The sequence below is a fragment of the Pantoea sp. E2023-21 genome, from assembly GCF_051302795.1.
Classification (GTDB): Bacteria; Pseudomonadota; Gammaproteobacteria; order Enterobacterales; family Enterobacteriaceae; genus Pantoea; species Pantoea ludwigii_A.
Genome location: NZ_CP195344.1, coordinates 2,477,722 through 2,497,730, shown reverse-complemented (window position 1 = coordinate 2,497,730; position 20,009 = coordinate 2,477,722). Strand labels below are relative to the sequence as shown.

General features: G+C 55.2%; 20 protein-coding genes. 14 read left to right on the top strand and 6 right to left on the bottom strand.

Annotation, left to right across the window (positions count from 1 at the left end; translation table 11 throughout):
• Positions 1-42: 42 nt before the first annotated feature.
• A complete protein-coding gene (locus ACRQ84_RS11630) occupies positions 43-897 on the bottom strand; it encodes an SDR family oxidoreductase (RefSeq protein ID WP_483816130.1) in 855 nt (284 codons plus the stop codon).
• Between the two features lie 97 nt (positions 898-994).
• On the opposite strand from ACRQ84_RS11630, the gene ACRQ84_RS11625 reads away from it, so the two are divergent.
• Positions 995-1,360, top strand: a complete 366-nt coding sequence (locus tag ACRQ84_RS11625) for a winged helix-turn-helix transcriptional regulator (protein ID WP_483816129.1) — start codon at positions 995-997, stop codon at positions 1,358-1,360.
• Between the two features lie 45 nt (positions 1,361-1,405).
• On the opposite strand, the gene yghX is transcribed toward ACRQ84_RS11625, so the two are convergent.
• Entirely contained in the window at positions 1,406-2,296 is an 891-nt protein-coding gene (gene yghX / locus ACRQ84_RS11620; RefSeq protein ID WP_064738584.1) for a YghX family hydrolase, read from the bottom strand.
• Positions 2,297-2,862: 566 nt separating this feature from the next.
• Between yghX and ACRQ84_RS11615 the strand changes: the two genes are divergently transcribed.
• From ACRQ84_RS11615 to ACRQ84_RS11600, 4 genes are all read left to right on the top strand, one after another.
• On the top strand, positions 2,863-4,284 hold the full coding sequence (locus ACRQ84_RS11615) for a cytochrome ubiquinol oxidase subunit I (protein ID WP_064738585.1): 1,422 nt from the start codon (positions 2,863-2,865) through the stop codon (positions 4,282-4,284).
• Between the two features lies 1 nt (position 4,285).
• Positions 4,286-5,290 (top strand): cytochrome d ubiquinol oxidase subunit II, encoded by a 1,005-nt coding sequence (cydB, locus tag ACRQ84_RS11610; protein WP_064738586.1) that lies wholly within the window; start codon positions 4,286-4,288, stop codon positions 5,288-5,290.
• Position 5,291: 1 nt separating this feature from the next.
• Positions 5,292-5,459: a DUF2474 domain-containing protein gene (locus ACRQ84_RS11605; protein ID WP_073991652.1), complete on the top strand. Its 168-nt coding sequence runs from the start codon at positions 5,292-5,294 to the stop codon at positions 5,457-5,459.
• A gap of 215 nt (positions 5,460-5,674) precedes the next feature.
• On the top strand, positions 5,675-6,541 hold the full coding sequence (locus ACRQ84_RS11600; protein WP_483816128.1) for a helix-turn-helix domain-containing protein: 867 nt from the start codon (positions 5,675-5,677) through the stop codon (positions 6,539-6,541).
• Positions 6,542-6,737: 196 nt separating this feature from the next.
• Here ACRQ84_RS11600 and ACRQ84_RS11595 read toward each other — a convergent pair whose 3' ends face one another.
• On the bottom strand, positions 6,738-6,794 hold the full coding sequence (locus tag ACRQ84_RS11595; protein ID WP_483817917.1) for an SEC-C metal-binding domain-containing protein: 57 nt from the start codon (positions 6,792-6,794) through the stop codon (positions 6,738-6,740).
• Here ACRQ84_RS11595 and ACRQ84_RS11590 point away from each other — a divergent pair, their 5' ends adjacent.
• The 3 genes from ACRQ84_RS11590 to ACRQ84_RS11580 all read left to right on the top strand — a co-directional run bounded on the left by ACRQ84_RS11590 (position 6,795) and on the right by ACRQ84_RS11580 (position 8,702).
• Positions 6,795-6,938, top strand: a complete 144-nt coding sequence (locus tag ACRQ84_RS11590; RefSeq protein WP_231102700.1) for a hypothetical protein — start codon at positions 6,795-6,797, stop codon at positions 6,936-6,938.
• 335 nt (positions 6,939-7,273) lie between these two features.
• A complete protein-coding gene (locus ACRQ84_RS11585; protein ID WP_483816127.1) occupies positions 7,274-8,074 on the top strand; it encodes a siderophore-interacting protein in 801 nt (266 codons plus the stop codon).
• A gap of 88 nt (positions 8,075-8,162) precedes the next feature.
• Positions 8,163-8,702 (top strand): PadR family transcriptional regulator, encoded by a 540-nt coding sequence (locus ACRQ84_RS11580; RefSeq protein ID WP_064738590.1) that lies wholly within the window; start codon positions 8,163-8,165, stop codon positions 8,700-8,702.
• Between the two features lie 55 nt (positions 8,703-8,757).
• Here the strand turns inward: ACRQ84_RS11580 and ACRQ84_RS11575 are convergent, their stop codons facing one another.
• Positions 8,758-9,045: an Rdx family protein gene (locus tag ACRQ84_RS11575; protein WP_483816126.1), complete on the bottom strand. Its 288-nt coding sequence runs from the start codon at positions 9,043-9,045 to the stop codon at positions 8,758-8,760.
• 230 nt (positions 9,046-9,275) lie between these two features.
• Between ACRQ84_RS11575 and ACRQ84_RS11570 the strand changes: the two genes are divergently transcribed.
• The 5 genes from ACRQ84_RS11570 to ACRQ84_RS11550 all read left to right on the top strand — a co-directional run bounded on the left by ACRQ84_RS11570 (position 9,276) and on the right by ACRQ84_RS11550 (position 15,377).
• Positions 9,276-11,597, top strand: coding sequence for a TonB-dependent receptor domain-containing protein (locus tag ACRQ84_RS11570; protein WP_483816125.1), 2,322 nt, complete (start codon positions 9,276-9,278; stop codon positions 11,595-11,597).
• Positions 11,598-11,645: 48 nt separating this feature from the next.
• Positions 11,646-12,668, top strand: coding sequence for a hemin-degrading factor (locus ACRQ84_RS11565; protein ID WP_483816124.1), 1,023 nt, complete (start codon positions 11,646-11,648; stop codon positions 12,666-12,668).
• Positions 12,665-13,507 carry a heme/hemin ABC transporter substrate-binding protein gene (locus tag ACRQ84_RS11560; RefSeq protein ID WP_483816123.1) on the top strand — a complete coding sequence of 281 codons (843 nt, stop codon included), beginning with the start codon at positions 12,665-12,667 and terminating at the stop codon, positions 13,505-13,507. Before ACRQ84_RS11565 ends, ACRQ84_RS11560 begins: the two co-directional genes overlap by 4 nt.
• Before the next feature lie 95 nt (positions 13,508-13,602).
• Positions 13,603-14,601: a FecCD family ABC transporter permease gene (locus ACRQ84_RS11555; protein WP_483816122.1), complete on the top strand. Its 999-nt coding sequence runs from the start codon at positions 13,603-13,605 to the stop codon at positions 14,599-14,601.
• Positions 14,598-15,377, top strand: a complete 780-nt coding sequence (locus tag ACRQ84_RS11550) for a heme ABC transporter ATP-binding protein (protein WP_483816121.1) — start codon at positions 14,598-14,600, stop codon at positions 15,375-15,377. Before ACRQ84_RS11555 ends, ACRQ84_RS11550 begins: the two co-directional genes overlap by 4 nt.
• Positions 15,378-15,473: 96 nt before the next feature.
• Here ACRQ84_RS11550 and acuI read toward each other — a convergent pair whose 3' ends face one another.
• Positions 15,474-16,457, bottom strand: coding sequence for an acrylyl-CoA reductase (NADPH) (gene acuI / locus ACRQ84_RS11545; RefSeq protein WP_483816120.1), 984 nt, complete (start codon positions 16,455-16,457; stop codon positions 15,474-15,476).
• A 208-nt stretch (positions 16,458-16,665) separates the two neighbouring features.
• Between acuI and ACRQ84_RS11540 the strand changes: the two genes are divergently transcribed.
• Positions 16,666-18,813, top strand: a complete 2,148-nt coding sequence (locus ACRQ84_RS11540) for an ornithine decarboxylase (protein ID WP_483816119.1) — start codon at positions 16,666-16,668, stop codon at positions 18,811-18,813.
• A gap of 73 nt (positions 18,814-18,886) precedes the next feature.
• Here the strand turns inward: ACRQ84_RS11540 and mltC are convergent, their stop codons facing one another.
• Positions 18,887-19,966: a membrane-bound lytic murein transglycosylase MltC gene (gene mltC / locus ACRQ84_RS11535; RefSeq protein ID WP_064738598.1), complete on the bottom strand. Its 1,080-nt coding sequence runs from the start codon at positions 19,964-19,966 to the stop codon at positions 18,887-18,889.
• Between the last annotated feature and the right edge of the window lie 43 nt (positions 19,967-20,009).

Genomic DNA, 20,009 nt, shown 5'->3' with positions numbered 1-20,009 from the left:
ACAAAATCGCGTAGGGTCGGCATTGATGCCGACCTGTTTACGCTACTTCTGCAACGCAGCCTTAATCACCTCTGCATACGGTGTAGTAGGGCGGCCAATCAGTTGACTCAGCGTGTGACTCTCATCGAACAATCCACCTTTTTCAGCGCCTGCATCCGAATCCGCCAGCATATCCGATAATCCATCCGGCAAACCGGCACCTTTCAGCGCGGCGGCAAACTCGGCCTGCGGCAGGTTGATGTATTCCACGGGCTCGCCCGACTGTTTAGCAATCTCGGCGCTAAACTGCGCCAGCGTGTAGCTGTCGTCGCCAGCCAGTTCATACACTTTGCCAGCCTGATCGTCACGGCTGATCACTTCTGCCGCGGCGTCGGCATAGTCAATGCGCGCCGCTGAAGCGATACGACCTTCGCCCACCGCGCCAATAAAGGCATGATGCGCCAGCGCGGGCGCAATACTCGCCGCGTAGTTTTCGGTGTACCAGCCGTTACGCAGCAGCGCGAATGGAATGCCAGAGGCTTTTAGCTGCGCTTCAGTCGCACGATGTTCAACGCCTAAACCCAACGGCGAAGTATCGGCGTGCAGCAAGCTGGTGTAGGCGATAAAGCCCACGCCGGCGGCTTTTGCCGCATCAATCACCGCCTTGTGCTGCGCTTCACGCTGGCCGACTTCACTGGAGGAGATCAGTAGCAGTTTATCGACGCCGGCAAAGGCACTTTGCAGCGTTTCCGGTTTGCCGTAATCCGCTGCACGTAGCGTAATGCCCAGCGCTTGCAGATCGACCGCTTTCTCCGGCGAACGCACGGCGGCAATCACTTCGCTGGCCGGCACTTTTTTCAGTAATGCGTTAATCACTAAGCGGCCCAGTTGGCCAGTGGCACCTGTAATTGCAATCATGATGTTTTCCTTGTGAACGGGTATGGAAACAGCCTACGGGATAAGCTAACTTATAGTAAGTACTTACAGATTTGTTAGTTTGGGGGAAGATAATTAAATGTCTGAAAAGTTGAGTGAAAAATTTACGCGCGGCGAGTTGCTTAACGTTAATTGCCCCTCACGCGAAGTGCTGAAGCGCATCACCAGTCGCTGGAGCGTACTGATTTTGCTGGCGCTGCGCGAAGAAACCCTGCGCTTTAGCGAGCTGCGTCGCAAGATTGGCGGCGTCAGCGAACGTATGTTGGCGCAGACGCTGCGTTATATGGAAGAGGATGGTTTTGTTGAGCGGATTGCCTATGAGGTGGTGCCGCCGCACGTTGAGTACCGTTTGACGTCATTAGGCCGCGAAGTGGAAGGGCAGGTGACCGGGCTGGCGGATTGGCTGGAGAGCAATGTGCATCGGATTTTAAAGCCAGCGCATTGAAGCGGTCGCCATGAATGGCGACCCTACGACACGGCGATCACCAGGCTACGCGTGCAAATACTTCTCAAACCAGCCCAGCGTGCGGCTCCAGGCTAACTCGGCGGCGGCTTTGTCATAGCGCGGCGTCGAATCATTATGGAAGCCATGATTCACGCCCGGGTACACATAGCCTTCATAGATTTTATGGTTGGCTTTCAGCGCCTCTTCATAGGCGGGCCAACCTTCGTTGATGCCTTTATCCAGCGCGGCGTAGTGCAGCAGCAGCGGCGCTTTAATGCGCGGCACATCTTCGGCTTTGGGCTGACGACCATAAAACGGTACCGCGCAGGCGAGATCGGGAAAGGCTACGGCCGCCGCGTTGGCCACGCCGCCGCCGTAGCAGAAGCCGGTGATGCCGACTTTGCCGGTGCTTTCTTCGTGATGCATCAGGAAATCGATCGCGGCAAAGAAGTCGTTCATCAGCTTGGTGGGATCGACTTTGGCCTGCATCACCTTGCCTTCCTCGTCGTTGCCGGGATAACCGCCGAGCGAGCTCAGGCCATCTGGTGCCAGCGCAATATAACCGGCTTTGGCTACGCGTCGTGCCACATCTTCAATATAAGGATTGAGGCCACGATTCTCGTGGACCACCACCACCGCAGGCACGTTGCCTGACGCATTGGCCGGTCGGACCAGATAACCGCGCACCTCGCCGTGACCTTGCGGGGACGGATAATGAATGTATTCGGGTTTGATGGCCGGATCGGTGAATTCCACCTGCTGTGCCAGCGCATAGTTGGGGCTCATGGCGCTAAGCAGCGTGGCGCCCGTCATACCGGCAATGGTGAATTTTGCCGCCATTGAGATAAATTCGCGTTTGCTGATTTTGCCGTGGGCGTAGTAATCGTAAAGCTCGAGCAGTTCCTGAGGGAAATCCTGTGCAGTAAGACGGGCCATAACCTCTCCTTCGCTGTTTAACTGGTTGATTACTGCTCTAAAAAAGCACAGCTTGTGGCTGCTGGCAAATGCCATGCAGCAGTAAGTTAACGCCGCGGGCTTTACATCACGTCACTAATAAGCAGCAGCAATATATCTTTTTGTTCTAAATTCTTTATCTTTTAATTAACAATTAAGATCATGGCGTATTGTCCGGAAATATTTACATGCTTAAGTTCCGGAGAAGAAATAAACCCTTTTTTTGGCGCACTAAAAAATAAATAAATGAAGCGGTTACCTGATAAGCATAGCGATAACACGTTAAAAATAATAACAATAATGTCACAATAAATGAGGGTGTTTAACCTTAAGGTGGTGATTTTAAAGTATTAGTTTCTATTGAAAACAATGATCGAAATCAAAAAACACTGTTATAGTTTTACCCATTCCCACTGTTTATTTTCGTTTGCATCACTTCCTTTTACAGTGATGCGACATTTCTTTAAGCACAGTGAAATATCACGCTGGGTTCTGCTTGTTAAATATAAGTAATAATTTCGGTGTAATTTGTGGCAATGAGGTAAGCAATGTTTGGATTAGACGCCTTTCATCTGGCCAGGATTCAGTTCGCCTTTACTGTTTCCTTCCATATTATCTTTCCAGCCATCACCATCGGTCTCGCCAGTTTCCTGGCGGTGCTTGAAGGGATGTGGCTGAAAACCCGTAACGAGACCTATCGCGATCTCTACCATTTCTGGTCGAAAGCTTTCGCCGTTAACTTCGGTATGGGCGTGGTATCCGGTTTGGTGATGGCATACCAGTTCGGGACTAACTGGAGCGGTTTCTCACAGTTTGCTGGCAGTATTACCGGCCCGCTGCTCACCTATGAAGTGTTAACCGCCTTCTTCCTCGAAGCGGGCTTCCTCGGCGTGATGCTGTTTGGCTGGAACCGCGTCGGCCCAGGCTTGCACTTCTTCGCAACCTGCATGGTGGCGCTCGGCACCATTTTCTCTACTTTCTGGATTCTGGCGTCTAACAGCTGGATGCATACGCCGCAGGGCTACATCATCCAGAACGGCATCGTGGTGCCGGAAGATTGGCTGAAAATCATCTTCAACCCTTCCTTCCCTTATCGCTTGTTCCACATGTCGGTCGGTGCCTTCCTGGCCAGCGCCTTCTTTGTTGGCGCATCGGGCGCGTGGCATCTGCTGCGCGGCAACGACAATCCCGCGATTCGTAAGATGTTCTCAATGGCGCTGTGGATGGCGCTGATTGTGGCACCGATTCAGGCGATGATCGGTGATGCGCACGGCCTCAACACGCTTGAGCATCAGCCGGCGAAAATCGCGGCGATTGAAGGCCACTGGGAAAACAAGCCGGGTGAAGCCTCGCCGCTGATTCTGTTCGGTGTGCCGGATATGGATCAGGAGCGCACCAAGTACGCGCTGGAAATTCCCTACCTCGGCAGCCTGATTCTGACGCACAGCCTGGAAAAACAGATCCCTGCGCTGAAGAGCTTCCCGAAAGAAGACCGTCCGAACTCAACCATCATCTTCTGGTCATTCCGCGTGATGGTGGCGCTGGGCCTGCTGATGATTACGCTTGGCGTGGTTTCTTTGTGGCTGCGCTTCAAAGGTCGCTTGTATCACTCGCGTCCATTCCTGTGGTTCACCCTGCTGATGGGCCCATCAGGTTTAATCGCGATTCTGGCCGGTTGGTTTACTACCGAAATTGGCCGTCAACCGTGGGTAGTGTATGGCGTGCAGCGCACCATTGATGCGGTGTCAGCGCATGGCGATATGCACATGAGCATCAGCCTGCTGGCGTTCATTCTGGTCTACTCATCTGTGTTTGGTGTCGGTTACCTCTACATGATGCGTCTGATTAAAGAAGGTCCGGTAACGGGCGAAGGTAAAGAAGTTGATCACGGTGGTCCAGGCCAGCATCACACGCCTGCGCGTCCGTTGTCAGCGGCGAAGACCCATAGCGAAAAGAGTGGGGAGCACTAAGATGATCGATTTTTCAATTATCTGGTTTGCCATCATCGTCTTCGGCACTTTGATGTACATCGTGATGGATGGCTTCGATCTTGGGATTGGCTTGTTGTTGCCATTTAACAAAGATCCCATCGAGCGCGACATGATGGTCAACACCGTTGCGCCGGTGTGGGATGGCAACGAAACCTGGTTGGTACTGGGCGGGGCGGCGCTGTATGGCGCGTTCCCGCTGGCGTACTCGGTGCTGCTGGATGCGCTGTCAATTCCCTTAACCGCGATGTTGATTGGCCTGATCTTCCGTGGCGTGGCCTTTGAGTTCCGCTTTAAAGCTACGCTGGAGCACCGCGCGTTCTGGGATAAATCGTTTATTGCCGGTTCACTGCTGGCGACCTTCAGTCAGGGCGTGGCCGTTGGCGCCATCCTGAATGGTTTCCCGGTGGTGGGTCGTGAATATGCCGGTTCGGCGATGAGCTGGTTAGCGCCGTTCCCGCTGTTCTGCGGCGTCGGCCTGGTCATTGCGTATGCGCTGCTGGGATGTACCTGGCTTATCATGAAAACTGAACACGATCTGCACCGTAAGATGTCTGCGCTGGCTACGCCGTTGACGCTGACGCTGCTGCTGGTGGTGGGCATTATCAGTATCTGGACGCCATTGACGCACGCGGATATCGCGCAGCGCTGGTTCTCGCGTCCGAACCTGTTCTGGTTCCTGCCGGTTCCGGTGCTGGTGGTGTTGTGTTCGTGGGGCATTGTGCGCGCCATTAAACGTGAAGCGCATTACTCGCCGTTCATCCTGACGCTGGCGCTGATTTTCCTTGGCTTCTCGGGCTTGGGCATCAGCATCTGGCCGAACATCATTCCACCGTCAATCACCATCTGGCAGGCCGCGTCTCCGGCGAGCAGCCAGGCATTTATGCTGGTGGGCGGCTTGCTGATTATTCCGGTGATTCTGGGTTACACCTTCTGGAGTTACTACGTGTTCCGCGGAAAAATCAAAGCCGACGAAGGATACCATTGATATGAAAACCGAGGTCAGCAACATGAAAACTCACACTGAAACTAAGATTCCGTGGTGGAAGCAGGTGATGTGGCTGGTGGTCATTTACGGCGCAAGCGTGCTGGCACTCGGTGTGGTGGCATCACTGTTTCGTATGATGATGACGGCGGCGGGCATGCGTTCGCATTAAGAATCTCCCCTCGTCGATACGCATCGTAGGGTCGCCATTCATGGCGACCTTTTTTTATTCCCAAGCCCCAAAAAACATTAGTAACCTAAGCAATTAATGCTTTTCCCGCTGCGCTACGTTTACTCTTCCTTACGTTAGTAATACGTTTTTGTTATATTTATGTGACTAATAACGCATATTCATTACGTTAACCACTTCATTCGACCATCAAAATCATGCTCAGCCTGAATCTGAAAAAACAATACATCATCGATCTGGTGGACTGGATAGAAGCGAACCTGACCGATGAGCTCAACATCGATCTGATCACCCTGAAATCCGGTTACTCCAAGTGGCACATGCAGCGCATGTTCAAAGAGATGACCGGACAAACGCTGGCGTCCTACACGCGCAAACGTCGTCTGACCATGGCGGCGATGGCGCTGCGTCTGACCAGCATGCCGCTGATCGATATTGCCGTGCGTTTTGGTTTTGATAATCAGCAAAATTTTACACGCGTGTTTAAAAGTCACTTCTCGATGACGCCGGGCGCCTACCGCCGCATTCCGGAGATGTTGATGAAGGATTTCCACAGCCGCATTTCCACCCAGCGTGAATGGGTCAATGCGCGTCTGGCGCAAAAGCCGGAGATTCAGCTGTGTGGTGAAGTGATTGAGTGGGAATGCCGCTTCGGCGAATACATTGATCATCATCATCATGTGGTGGCGCAGCATACGCGCGATTTCATCGCTTTTGCCGGTCAACATGTCAGCTGCGGCTGGCTGGGTTTCCAGTTTAGTCCGGGTTTGCACTCGGCCGATCAGCAGCACATCAGCCTGTTCCAGGCGCTGGAAAGTCAGTACGCCGATATGTTGCCACGTAACGTGCAGAATTGGACCGGCGAAAGCGGCTTGTATGCTGAGATTGACTGGCACGGTACGCCGGAAGAGATCAACGCCTTCACTGCTGAAATCTACTACAACCACTTGCCCGCGTTGGGTGTGGCACGTCGTCCGGGCAAGGATTTGCTTAAGCTGGATCTGAAATACAGTACGCCAGATCTGCTGCAAGGGACGTTCTATATCCCGGTGGCGGATAAGTAATGCATAATTCGTGCGGTAAACCGTGACAAACCGCACGATTTTATAAACTCAATGCCGTAATAGGCGTAAAATTCTCCATCGAAACCTGATTGGCCGCGTAAATCACCAGCCGCCACACATCAGGCTGGATAATCACCTGCATTTCTGGTCCATTCCGGGCCGCTATAGTGAATAGACAAAAAAAATTATGCGACTTCTACCGTTGTTTCTCATGACAGCGCTTGTAGCGTTTTCTTCGCTGGCAAGTGCACAGATGGCTGAACCTTTTTCACCGCCGGGCGGACTGCATCCGCATCAAACACATTGCGCACAGCGTGAAATCCTTGGCGACAATGTGCTGCCGAAACATAGCCAGGATGATGGCAGTTTTGTTAACTGCGGCAATCATCAGGCTTAATATTTCTGCGCTTTAATCTCGCTTGCCGGTCGCACTGCTCGTGCCTGATGTCCGGCAGGATGAGCTTCCCTATGAAAATCTTTACGCCTGTTGCATTGCCAGGTGCGATTAGCCATGTCTCAAATTCCGTGCGTCCATGTAAACGGTGCGCATAAATGCGCACCCTACAAAACCCGTAGGGGCGCCATTTATGGCGACCACTTGCGGATCGCACAGATTTTTCCATCGCCACAATCTCCTAATAGCATTTTTCGGCATTGCATCGAAGATATATCATAACTATTCTTGCCCCATCAGATGAGAATGACTTTCACTATCTTTTAGGGAGACACCACTTGCAAACTAACCCTTCCGAACGCGCGCCACGCCGTGTGCGCAATGAACTGCGTTTTCGCCATATCACCGTGGTCAGCAAGACGCTGATTGCCGGTGAATTCTGGCGCATTGTTTTCAACGGCAGCGATCTGGCGGGCTTCAACTCGCCGTCGTTTGACGATCACATCAAAGTGTTTTTCCCGGAAAGTCCGGGCAAAACATTGGCGCTGCCGCAGATGACTGATGAAGGCATCGTATGGCCGGGCGGCGTCCGTCCTGCCGCGCGTGATTACACGCCGCTGGAATTTAACGGCGTAGATTCCCTGACCATCGATTTCTACCTCCACGATGGCGGCGTTGCCAGCAGTTGGGCAAACGAAGCCAGCGTAGGTGATCAAATTGTCATGGGCGGCCCACGCGGTTCGCTTATCGTGCCCGTTGATTATGCCTGCCAGATTTATGTCTGCGATGAAACCGGCTTACCGGCCTTTAAACGTCGTTATGCCGAAATGCAGGCGCAAGAAATTCATCTGTTAGCCTGTGCAGATGAAGCCACCGGCCGCGATTATCTCGGTGATCTGCCCGATCTGCCCGATCTGCCCGATGTGCAGGTGAGCTGGTTGGGCAGCGGTGCCTTGCAGGCCGCGAACCTTGCGCCAATAACGGCGCAGCTGGATAAGATCGCGCTGCCCGCTAATGAATACTTCATCTGGTTGACCGGCGAGGGCGAAGCGGTGAAATTGCTGAGCGATTACTTCACCCAGGGACGCGGTGCAGATAGCGATTACGTTCGTGCTGTGGCGTATTGGCATCAAAAATAACCCCTCCACCTGCGCGCTGCCGCCTGTGTTGAATTTTGCCAGGCGGCGGACTACTATCAACCTCCCTTAATTGATGCTCAGGAAGGCAATGAAACAGCAGCGGGATTTTCCATCGCAGTCCGATCACGCACCGCGTACCGTCTGTGCAGGCGCACGCAAGAAGCGTCGGGAGCGAATGCTGGATGCCAGCGATATCCGCCTGTTAATGCTACATTTTCTGGCGAACAATTCTGCACATGGTTATGAGCTGATCAAATCGGTTGAAGAACTCTCCAAAGGGGAATACTCCCCAAGTCCCGGCATTATTTATCCCAATTTGACGTTGCTCGAAGAGATGGATGCGATTCGCGTGGTCGATGCGCAGGCATCGCGTAAAGCCTATGCGCTGAATGACAGCGGATCGGCGCTGCTGGCAGAAAATCGTGACAATGTGGACGCAATTATCGAGCGATTAACCTCGCTGGCGATTCTGGTAAATAACCGCAGCATCCCGCAGGTTGAGCAGGCGATTCACCTGATCAAACACTCGCTGAATCATCGTCTGGCACAGGAAGATATTTCGGATGAGGCGCTGGCGATCGTGATCAACGCGCTGCACGAAGCGGCGGAGAAAATCGCCAAAAGTTAAATGATCGCCCGTAGGGTCGCCATTCATGGCGACCGTTCTGTTGCAGGGTGCGCAATCAGCTCTTCTTCTTATCCACATGTCCCAGCACCCGATCCGGCCAGCAAACATCGCGCACGCGCTGCTTCAACGCGGCCGCATCCGGGAATCCGCCTTCCTGCTTACGCTCCCAAATCACCAGCCCATCAATCTGGATCTCAAACACGCCGCCGGTGCCTGGCTTAAGCGTTACCGCACTTAAATCCTCGGCAAAGGTATGCAGTAACTCCTGCGCCATCCACGCAGAACGTAGCAGCCAGTTGCATTGAGTACAGTAGTGAATGGTGATGGCGGGTTTCTGTGTCATAGGTGTCTCTGCTTAATTATTGATTATAAACAAGTTAACAAAATGTGCTGTCTAAGATACATCTTAGTGTAAATGCTATTGATAATGATTACCAATTGCATTACATTTCTGTCGAAATTATTTATTACATAAATTAAGTCCATAACTTTTTACGGTCTTTTCAACAAAGCCCGTACTTTCCGGCAGCAAGCAAGTGAGCGAATACTAACAATTAACCAGGTATTTCGCGCATGTCTTCACTCTTTCAGGGATTAAATCAGCCACGCCTTTTCAACGTTGCCATTTTGTCTGCGGCGATTCATGCCGCCTGCAGCTTTGCCGCCAGCGACGAACCGGTTCTCACCGTTACCGCGCCGAAGCAGCAGGCCGGCAATAAAACCACTATTACCGCACAAGAACTGCAAAAACGCGGTGCGAACGATTTCGGTTCGATCATGCGTTATGAGCCGTTAATCAGCGCCACCGGTTCCAGCGGCGGTTCGTCTGCCGGGAAAAGCGGCTTCGACCGCGCGGGTTACACTGGTTACAACATTCGTGGTCTGGAGAGTAATCGCGTTGGGATGGATATCGACGGCATTCCGATTCCGGATGCCACCGGACGTCCTTACGTCAGCCGCACCGGCAACAACACCTTTGGTATTGGCCGCGATTACATCGATCCCTACATGTTCGGCAGCGTCGATATCGAGAAGGGCGCCACGGCGGTGGATCAGCCGAATACCTCCATCGGCGGTAACGTCTCGTTCCACAACAAAACCGCCGACGATTATCTTACCAGCGACAAAAATACCTACTTCGGTTATCAGAGCGATTACGACTCCTCAAATCGTAGCTGGCACAACGGCATCACCGCCGCCGCTGGCGATGATGAGCTGCGCGGCCTGTTTGTTTACAGCCGTCGCGATGGCCAGGAAACCCGCAACAACAGCGATGTAAAAGACGCCTATCCGGCTAACTGGCACTCCGATGCCTTTATGACCTCCGGCATCTGGCAGCCCAACGATCAGCACAAGCTGAGCGCCACTTTCGATTACTATCACAAAACCAATCACAGCCATTACGATACCTGGGACACCAGCGGCAATACCGTGTGGGGCACTGCGCAGCAGCAGAGTGATACGCGCCGCTGGGGCATCAATCTGGCGGATGAGTGGACGCCATATAACGACTTCATCGATACGCTGACCACGCGCCTTTACTGGCAGCAAACCCAGGCGCATGACAATACCTGGCTACCGACCAGCGCCAGCCAGTATGGCTTTGTCTACTCCGATTTCAACGTCGATACCTACGGCTTCGATACGCGCGGCACCAAAACGCTTGGTCGTCATGAGCTGAGTGCCGGTGTTAACGCGCGCCTGGATAACAGCGAGCGTCCGTTCCGTCAGGCGCCAGCGCCAAGCACCTTCAGCGCCATTACGCAGCCACAGTCAGACAGTCGCACATTTGCCGTGGCCGGTTATCTGCAGGATAAGATCAACTTCGATCTGGATAGCCACAACTTCGCGATCATTCCCGGCGTGCGCGTGATGTATCAAAGCACTAAGCCGAAGGATCTGGGTGATCTTACCACCGGTAGCACGGTGCTGACCGAAGAGCAGGTCGAAGCGTTGTACGGCAAAACCAATTCCGACACGCAGGTGCTGCCATCGCTGACCTTCCAGTACGACATAACGCCAGCGTTGACCACCTATCTGCAATACAAACGCGGCGTGCAGTTCCCCACCACCAGCCAGCTGTACGGTTCATGGAATCTCGGCTCCAGCTATGCCGGGAGCGGGCAGTATGCGTTGATTGGGAACACCGATCTGAAAACTGAAACCAGCAACAACGTCGAGTGGGGCCTGAAAGGGCAGGCGACCGAAGGCGTAACGGTGAACACCTCGGTGTTTTACAACCAGTACAAAAACTTCATCGCTTACACTCGCTATCGTCGCGCCACCAATCCGGAGATGTTCGTCAACGTACCGAGCAACATCTACACCAGCTATCAGGCTGAAAACCGCGATAAGGCCTACATTTATGGTGCTGAGATCACCACCAAAGTGAATTACGGCACCTGGTTCCCGCAGGTCGATGGTCTGAGCAGCACCTTTGCGCTGGGCTATAACGAAGGGAAATCGAAGTCCAGCTACGCCGGTGACAAGTACATCGATCTTGATAGCGTCGCACCATTGAAAGCGATTGTTGGTCTGGCGTGGGATGACAAAGCACGCGGCTACGGCGCAGCGCTCACCGCCACCTTCGTGAAAGGCAAGCAGGCCACGGCGACCAACCGCGAAAGCTACACCAACAGCGGCACGGCAATTACCGATTCCACCGCAGAATATATGCGCGTACCGGGTTACGGCATGGTGGATGCCACGGCGTATTGGCAGGCGACGAAAAACGTCAAGTTGAGCGGCGGCATCTACAACATTACCGACCGCAAATACTGGGACTACACCAGCAGCCGCACGCTGACCAGCAGCAATGCCCAGGAACGCAACGACATCAACCTGGCGGTGATGCCAGGCCGCACCTTCCAGTTGGGTGTGAACGTCGATTTCTAATCCCTTTTCGCCCTGCGGCAGCGCAGGGCATTTTCACGGAGCAAGGCAATGAACCCACGTTACGATCACTATCTGGCGCTGAAAGGCGAACATCCGAAAAAGTACGCGCGCGATCTGGCGGCGTTAATGGGCATTGGCGAAGCGCAGCTGTGTGAAGCGCGTATTGGCCAGGATGCAAAGGCGTTAAAAACCAATTTCCCGGCGCTGCTGGCAGCACTGGCGGCGGTGGGTGAAACCAAAAGCATCACCCGTAATGAATATGCGGTCCACGAGCAGCTGGGCAAATATGAAAATCTGCACCTTGGCGAACATGCCGGGCTGATTCTCAACCCACGCGCGCTCGATCAGCGTCTGTTCCCCAATCAGTGGCACAGCGCGTTCTTCCTGCGTGAGCAGAGCGCCCACGGTGAACGTCAAAGCATCCAGATTTTTGATCGCCACGCTGATGCGGTGCTGAAAATCTACACCACCGATAACACCGATATGGCTGCCTGGGATGCGCTGCTTACCGAATTCGTGGTGGATAATGCCGCGGCGTTAGATCCGCAGCCCGCCAGCGTGCCGCAATACAGCAGTGTGATTGATGCCAGTAAAGTGGAAGCCGAATGGCGTGCCATCACCGATGTGCATCAGTTTTTTGGTCTGTTGAAGCGCCACAACCTTTCGCGCCCGCAGGCGTTTCGCGCGGTGCCGGACGATCTGGCGCGTCAGGTGAGCAATGACTCTCTGGCGCAGCTGCTGGATCTGGCGCAGCAGGATGGCAACGAAATCATGATTTTCATCGGCAACCGAGGCTGCACGCAGATCTTCACCGGCGCGGTGCAGAAGCTGATGCCGATGGATAACTGGATCAACATCTTCAATCCCACCTTCACGCTGCACTTGATGGCGGATCGCATCAGCGAAAGCTGGGTGACACGTAAACCGAGCGGCGACGGCTTCGTCACCAGCCTGGAACTGTTTGCCGCCGACGGCACGCAGATCGCGCAGCTGTATGGTCAGCGCAGCGAAGGCTCACCGGAGCAGGTGCGCTGGCGTGAGCAGGTGATGTCGCTGGAGGGAGCAGCATGAGAAAACTTCTGTTGCTGCTGAGTGCGCTGGCGCTCCCCGCTGTAGCGGCGGAGCGGGTGATCTCGATTGGCGGTGATGTCACGCAAATCATCTATGCCCTGGATGCGCAGCAGGATTTGGTGGCCCGCGACAGCACCAGCCAGCATCCGGCGCAGGCCAATAGGCTGCCGGATGTTGGGTATATGCGGCAGCTGAATGCCGAAGGGATTCTGGCGCTGAAGCCGACGCTGGTGCTGAGTAGCGAGCTGGCAAAACCGTCGCTGGTACTGCAGCAAGTGGCACAAGCTGGCGTGAAAGTAGTGGATGTCACCGGCAAAAACAGCCTCGACGCCATTCCAGAAAAAATCGCGACTATCGGCAAAGCGCTGCATCGTGAAGATGAGGCCACCGCGCTGATCGAAAAAGTGAACAAGCAGCGCGCGCAGATCCCGCAAAAAACGTTGCCGATTAAAGTGCTGTTTATCATGGCGCACGGCGGCATGCGCACCCAGGCGGCGGGCGCACAAACCGGCGCGGATGGCGCGATTCGCAGCGCGGGTCTGATTAACGCGATGGCGGCGGTGCCGCATTACCAGCAGCTGTCGCAGGAAGGCGTGGTCGCGGCGGCGCCGGATCTGATCGTGGTAGGTGAAGATGGCCTGCGTACGCTGGGCGGCGAAGAGAAAGTGTGGGCGCTGCCCGGTTTGGCAATGACGCCGGCCGGTCAGCATCGCGCGTTGCTGGTGGTCGATGAAATGGCGCTGCTGAGCTTTGGCCTGGATACGCCGGGCGTTCTCATCAAGTTGCGTCACGCCGCCGAAGCCGCTTCCCCGTCATACTTCAAGCCGCAGGCACGTTAGCTGCGTGTCCTCACCCCAGTCACTTACTGATGTAAGCTTCTGGGGATGCGCACACTTGCTGCCTTCCTGCACCTTGAATGATTTAGGGGAAAAACATGACTAATACCTCTGTGCTGCGCTGGTTGTGTTTGATGGGCATCAGCATGGTGATGTGTATGCTGCTGGCCGCCAACTTCGGCGCAATGCCACTTTCCATGCGTACCTTGTGGCGTGCGCCGTTCAGCGATATGACATGGCAAATTTGGATCAACATCCGCCTGCCGCGCGTGCTGCTGGCTGTGCTGCTCGGCATGGCGCTGGCGGTATCCGGCGCGGTGATGCAGGGATTGTTTCGCAATCCACTGGCCGATCCCGGCTTGCTCGGCATCAGCAGCGGCGCGGGTTTAGCGGTGGCGCTCTCAATCATCATTCCGCTTGGCTTACCGCCGCTGCTGGCGCTGTGGCTGCCGAGCATTGCCGCCTTTATCGGCAGTTTGGTGGTAACGCTGCTGATCTTCAGTTTTAGCCGTATGGCGTTAGGCAATTTGTCGCGCCTGCTGCTGGTCGGCATCGCCATCAATGCCTTGTGCGGCGCGGCGGTTGGCGTGCTGTCATGGCTGAGTAACGATCAGCAGCTACGTCAGCTGGCGCTGTGGGGCATGGGCAGTTTGAGTGCGGCACAGTGGCCGAGTCTGGCGGTGTGCGCGGTGCTGATTCTGCCGGCGCTGATGGCGATTCAGCTGCGCGCGCGTCGTCTCAATTTGCTGCAACTTGGTGAAGAGGATGCGCATTACATGGGCATCGACGTTAAGCGCACGCAGCGTCAGCTGCTGGTGCTGAGCGCCTTGCTGGTGGGTACCGCCGTGGCGGTGAGCGGCATTATCGGATTTGTCGGTTTAGTGGTGCCGCACCTGATGCGTTTCTGTCTCGGCAGCGATCATCGCTGGATGCTGCCCGGTTCGGCACTGGCGGGCGCAATTTTGCTGCTGCTAGCCGATACACTGGCGCGCACGGTGGTGGTTCCGGCGGAAATGCCGGTGGGCCTGTTAACCAGCCTGCTGGGCGGCCCGTGGTTTCTCTGGCTGATTCTGCGCCAGCCCAAGGGGGATGAATGAGTGATTGCCTGCAAGCGCGTGGCCTGCGCTTCAGCCACGGCTCACGCGCTTTAATCGATGACGTTTCACTGAGCTTGCAGCCTGGCGAAATGGTCGCGCTGATCGGCCCGAACGGTGCGGGGAAATCCACGCTGCTGCGGCTGTTGACCGGGTTTCTCATGCCGGAATCCGGCCAATGCTGGCTTGGCGATCGACCGTTAAACGACTGGCCGCGCGAACCGCTGGCGCAGCGCCGCGCGGTGATGCGTCAGCAAAATAGCGTCAGTTTTCCGCTGCCCGCTGCCGACGTGGTGGCGATGGGCCGCGCGCCGTGGCCAGCCAGCCAATCGAAAACGGTAATTGATGAGGTGATGCATCTCACCGGCAGTCTTGAACTGGCAAAGCGCGATTATCGATCGCTCTCCGGCGGTGAACAGCAGCGCGTGCAGCTGGCGCGCGTGCTGGCGCAGCTATGGCACGACGACGGTCCGCGCGGTTGGCTGTTTCTTGACGAACCGACGTCAGCGCTCGATCTGTTCTGGCAGCAGCACAGTTTGCGTTTGCTGCATCGCCTGACGCGCAACGGACGCTTTAGCGTCTGCACCGTGCTGCACGATCTAAATCTCGCGTCGCTGTGGTCGGATCGCGTGCTGCTGCTGCATCAAGGCAAGCTGGTGGCAGAGGGCGCACCGCAGGAAGTGATGAACGAAGACACGCTGACGCGGTGGTATCAGGCGGAGCTGGATGTGGTGATAAAGGAGGGAAAGGGCAGGCCGCAGATTCAGTTGCGAGCATGATGGCAATGCCTGGGTTTTCGTAGGGTGGGCATTCATGCCCACCAGTCCGCGATTCATGCGTACAAGGTCGCCATGAATGGCGACCCTACGAACACATCAGCGGCAATCAACAATCAACCGACCACGCACCTGACCGGCCAGCAACTGCTCGGCGCCTTCACGCGCTGCGCTTAGCGGAATCACCTTGGTTAACTGCTGCAATAATTCGCCATCCACCAATTCCGCCAGACGCTGCCACGCCTGCTGACGCAGCGGTTTCGCGCACATCACGCTATCCACGCCCGCCAGAATCACGCCGCGCAGAATGAACGGCGCGACGCTGGTCGGCAGATCCAAACCCTGCGCCATGCCGCACGCGGCTACCACGCCATCGCGCTTGATGCCCGCCAGCACATTGGCCAGCGTGTGGCTGCCGACGCTATCAATCGCCGCCGCCCAGCGCTCTTTCGCCAGCGGTTTGCCAGGCTCATTCAGTTCCGCGCGATCGATAATCGACGTAGCGCCCAGCGTGTTGATCAGGTAATCGCTGTCGCTGGCACGACCGCTCGAAGCCACCACGTCATAGCCGAGACGCGCCAGCAGGCTGACGCTGAAGCTGCCCACGCCGCCGCTCGCGCCCGTCACTAAAACCGGGCCGTGCTGAGGTGTGATGCCCTGTTTTTCCAGCGCCAGTACGCACAACATGGCGGTGAGGCCAGCGGTGCCAATCGCCATGGTTTGCAGCGGGCTAAGTGCGGCGGGGACTTTCACCAGCCAGTCGCCCGACACGCTGGCTTTCTGCGCCAGTCCACCCCAATGTTTCTCGCCTACACCCCAACCGGTGAGCAGCGCCACGTCGTCTTGCTGCCATTCGGCATGGCGACTGCTGATCACCCGACCCACAAAATCGATGCCCGGCACCATCGGGAATTGCCGCACAATCGGGCCTTTATTGCAGATGGCAAGCGCGTCTTTGTAGTTGAGGGTGGAGTAGCTTACTTCGAGGGTGACATCCTGATCTGGCAACTGTTTTTCTGACAGATCTTTCAGAGATGTACGGTAGCCCTGTTCGTCATTTTCAATGACCAATGCCTTGAACATGCAGCCTCCGGCTGGTTGAGGAAAGTGGGGTAATACTACTCCTTTTTTTCCCTTACCCAACCCTTACCCGCCGCGGGTTGTTCCCGCAAAAAAAAGATGACATGATTGCGCCCCAGTCAGTGATCAACTCCCTTATGACTTTCGCCGAGGAAATCTCCTCATTGCTGTGCCATCGGCACCCACTCATCCTCTCTCAGGGATTTGTGTTATGAACCCATTGAAAATTGCTGCCAGCGTTGCTGTAGCGCCAACCCTTAGTCTCAACACCGCGCGCGACGTGGTGACGCTGGACAATACCGACTTTACCGATGTCGCTGCGGTAGTGATCACCCTTTCAGACACGCGCAGTGGCGTGCTGACGCTGTTGCGCAAGATCGGCTTTAATCTGCCGGTGTTTGTTGCCAATGCGTTCGATGAAGAAGTGCTGAAGCTGCCGGGCGTCACCGGTGAAATCAACGGTGCGCCAGAAGAGTGGGATGCGCTGGAAGACGCCGCGCAAGCGTATGAAGCTGAGTTGCTACCGCCGTTCTTCGACACGCTCACGCGCTACGTCGATATGCAAAACAGCACGTTTGCCTGTCCGGGACATCAGGGTGGCGCTTTCTTCCGCAAACATCCGGCGGGTCGTCAGTTTTATGAGTTCTACGGCGAGAACGTATTCCGTTCTGATATGTGTAACGCCGACGTTAAGCTCGGCGATCTGCTGATCCACGAAGGCTCAGCTAAAGATGCGCAGAAGTTTGCGGCGAAAGTGTTTAACGCCGATAAAACCTACTTTGTGCTCAACGGCACCTCCAGCGCCAATAAAGTGGTGACCAACGCGCTGTTAACGCGCGGCGATTTGGTGCTGTTTGACCGCAATAACCACAAATCCAATCATCATGGCGCGTTGATTCAGGCGGGCGCAACGCCGGTATATTTGGAAGCGGCGCGCAATCCGTTTGGCTTTATCGGCGGCATTGATGCGCATTGTTTTGACGATGCTTATCTGCGTGATCAAATCGCCAAAGTGGCACCCGAACGTGCCAACGATGAGCGCCCATTCCGCCTGGCGATAATTCAGCTCGGCACTTACGACGGCACGGTGTACAACGCGCGCCAGGTGGTCGATCGTATCGGACATCTGTGCGATTACATCCTGTTTGATTCAGCGTGGGTTGGTTACGAGCAGTTCATCCCGCTGATGGCCGGCTGCTCGCCGTTAACGCTGACGTTGAACGCCAACGATCCGGGCATCTTTGTCACGCAGTCGGTGCACAAGCAGCTGGCCGGTTTCTCACAGACTTCGCAGATTCACAAGAAAGACAATCACATCCGTGGGCAGAAGCGTTTCTGTCCACACAAGCGCCTCAATAATGCGTTTATGCTGCACGCCTCAACCAGCCCGTTTTATCCGCTGTTTGCGGCGCTGGATATTAACGCCCGCATGCACCAAGGCGAGGCGGGGCGCAGCATGTGGCACGAGTGCGTCACCATCGGCATTGATGCGCGCAAAGCGATTCTGGAACGTTGTGAGATGATTCAGCCGTTCCTGCCGGAGAAAGTACACGGCAAGCTATGGCAAGCGGCAGAAACTGAAGCCATCGCCGCCGATCCCGCTTACTTCAGTCTTGAACCGGGCGCGAAGTGGCACGGTTTTGCCGGCTACGCGCAGCAACAGTATCTGGTTGATCCCTGCAAGCTGCTGCTGACTACGCCGGGCATTGATGCAGCCAGCGGTGAGTACACCCGTTTTGGCATTCCAGCGACCATTCTGGCCAACTATTTGCGCGAGAACGGCATTGTGCCGGAGAAGTGCGATCTTAACTCGATTCTGTTCCTGATGACGCCAGCAGAAACGCCGGAGAAAATGGCGCATCTGGTGGCGATGTTGGTGCAGTTTGAGCAGCACGTGCGCGAGGATGCGCTACTGGCGGAAGTGCTGCCGAGCGTTTATCGCAAAAATATTGAACGCTACAAAGGTTATACGCTGCGTCGTTTGTGTCAGGAGATGCACGATCTTTATGTCAGTTTCGACGTCAAAGATCTGCAGAAGGCGATGTTCCGTTCCGCATGCTTCCCTCCGGTGAAGGTGAATCCGCAGGATGCGCATCAGGCTTATATTCGTGGCGAAGTGGAGCTGGTGCCGATTGCCAAAGCCGAAGGGCGCATTGCGGCAGAAGGCGCATTGCCCTATCCGCCGGGCGTGCTGTGCGTGGTGCCTGGCGAAGTGTGGGGCGGCGCAGTGCAGCGCTATTTCCTCGCGCTGGAAGAGGGCATCAATCTGCTACCGGGCTTCTCGCCAGAGCTGCAAGGGGTTTACACCGAGGAAGATGAAAGCGGGCGTAAGTATTTGGTGGCGAATATGATGGTTTAACAAGGTCGCCATGAATGGCGACCTTACACGGAGGGTGGGCATTTATGCCCACCGTTTCAATCATCGCACTATCTTAGAATCGACGATAACTGCGCTGCGCCTGGCTCACTTTATACAGATAACGTCGCGACTCTGCCGAAGGATGGTTGGTCGTCAGCGTCTGATACACCTCCGCTGGCGACATACCGTTAATCGACGAGAAGGCGCGATCTTTATCGCTGGAGAACACGCGCAGCACGCTGCCCGCACCGCCGTTGTAGGCCGTAATCACCGCATAACGCCGTGAAACCGGATCCTGAATGCCACCCAAATAACTTCTCTGCAGCAGCGACAAATACGCGGTGCCCGCATCAATATTATTCTCGGGATCAAGCAGATAACTGCGGCTTGGTTTGCCGCCTTTACCCTTCATGCGGAACACATCGACACCGGCGGTATGCTGCACCACCTGCATCAATCCCAGCGCATCGGCATGGCTCACCGCATACGGGTTGAAGCTCGATTCAATCTGCATAATCGCCAGAATCAGTGACGCATCCACGCCATATTGCTCAGCGGCTTTACGCACCATCGGCAGATATTTGTGCGCACGCTTGTCGAGGTGGTTCGGTACCATCGGAATGGTGACCGACCAGATGACGTGCAGGCCGGAAGTGCGTTTCTGCAGTTTGTTTTGAATCAGGTAATCCGCAAAGCTGCCGGCGCGACCCTGCCAGCGAATCGGCTGACCGGTATTATCCAGCACCTGGCCGTACAACAACGGCTCTTTACTGATTTGAATATCGTTGACATCGGAGTAGAGATCGACATTGCCGGGATCTTCGCCAATTAACAGCGTGGTGATGATTGCCTGACGCAGGCTGGCCATCGGATCGGTGCCGGAAATGGTCTCAATGGTGATGCTACCGCTGTCAAAGTTGATGTGGCTGCGGGTGTAATAGCCGTCGCTGTATTTGACGTAATCTTTCGGTCCGGCGATCAGAACTTCATTGATTCCCCAAATGTTTTCAATATTGTGGGCAAACTGCCCCATTAAAATATCAAAACCGTTGGTGTCCTTAACCCACTCTTCATGAAACGGCGATTTTTTTTGTCCGGAGCAGGAGACCAAAAGTGGTGCAATCACTAATAGCGCTATCAGTTTTTTATTCATTTGTTAATGCGTGCCTGAATCGAAAAAGAGGGCCTCAATGGGA

Excerpts from the sequence above, each read along its gene's own strand:
- ACRQ84_RS11630 (WP_483816130.1), bottom strand. The coding sequence starts at position 897 with ATGATTGCAATTACAGGTGCCACTGGCCAACTGGGCCGCTTAGTGATT.
- ACRQ84_RS11625 (WP_483816129.1), top strand. The coding sequence starts at position 995 with ATGTCTGAAAAGTTGAGTGAAAAATTTACGCGCGGCGAGTTGCTTAAC.
- yghX (WP_064738584.1), bottom strand. The coding sequence starts at position 2,296 with ATGGCCCGTCTTACTGCACAGGATTTCCCTCAGGAACTGCTCGAGCTT.
- ACRQ84_RS11615 (WP_064738585.1), top strand. The coding sequence starts at position 2,863 with ATGTTTGGATTAGACGCCTTTCATCTGGCCAGGATTCAGTTCGCCTTT.
- cydB (WP_064738586.1), top strand. The coding sequence starts at position 4,286 with ATGATCGATTTTTCAATTATCTGGTTTGCCATCATCGTCTTCGGCACT.
- ACRQ84_RS11605 (WP_073991652.1), top strand. The coding sequence starts at position 5,292 with ATGAAAACCGAGGTCAGCAACATGAAAACTCACACTGAAACTAAGATT.
- ACRQ84_RS11600 (WP_483816128.1), top strand. The coding sequence starts at position 5,675 with ATGCTCAGCCTGAATCTGAAAAAACAATACATCATCGATCTGGTGGAC.
- ACRQ84_RS11590 (WP_231102700.1), top strand. The coding sequence starts at position 6,795 with ATGGCTGAACCTTTTTCACCGCCGGGCGGACTGCATCCGCATCAAACA.
- ACRQ84_RS11580 (WP_064738590.1), top strand. The coding sequence starts at position 8,163 with ATGAAACAGCAGCGGGATTTTCCATCGCAGTCCGATCACGCACCGCGT.
- ACRQ84_RS11575 (WP_483816126.1), bottom strand. The coding sequence starts at position 9,045 with ATGACACAGAAACCCGCCATCACCATTCACTACTGTACTCAATGCAAC.
- ACRQ84_RS11570 (WP_483816125.1), top strand. The coding sequence starts at position 9,276 with ATGTCTTCACTCTTTCAGGGATTAAATCAGCCACGCCTTTTCAACGTT.
- ACRQ84_RS11565 (WP_483816124.1), top strand. The coding sequence starts at position 11,646 with ATGAACCCACGTTACGATCACTATCTGGCGCTGAAAGGCGAACATCCG.
- ACRQ84_RS11560 (WP_483816123.1), top strand. The coding sequence starts at position 12,665 with ATGAGAAAACTTCTGTTGCTGCTGAGTGCGCTGGCGCTCCCCGCTGTA.
- ACRQ84_RS11555 (WP_483816122.1), top strand. The coding sequence starts at position 13,603 with ATGACTAATACCTCTGTGCTGCGCTGGTTGTGTTTGATGGGCATCAGC.
- ACRQ84_RS11550 (WP_483816121.1), top strand. The coding sequence starts at position 14,598 with ATGAGTGATTGCCTGCAAGCGCGTGGCCTGCGCTTCAGCCACGGCTCA.
- acuI (WP_483816120.1), bottom strand. The coding sequence starts at position 16,457 with ATGTTCAAGGCATTGGTCATTGAAAATGACGAACAGGGCTACCGTACA.
- ACRQ84_RS11540 (WP_483816119.1), top strand. The coding sequence starts at position 16,666 with ATGAACCCATTGAAAATTGCTGCCAGCGTTGCTGTAGCGCCAACCCTT.
- mltC (WP_064738598.1), bottom strand. The coding sequence starts at position 19,966 with ATGAATAAAAAACTGATAGCGCTATTAGTGATTGCACCACTTTTGGTC.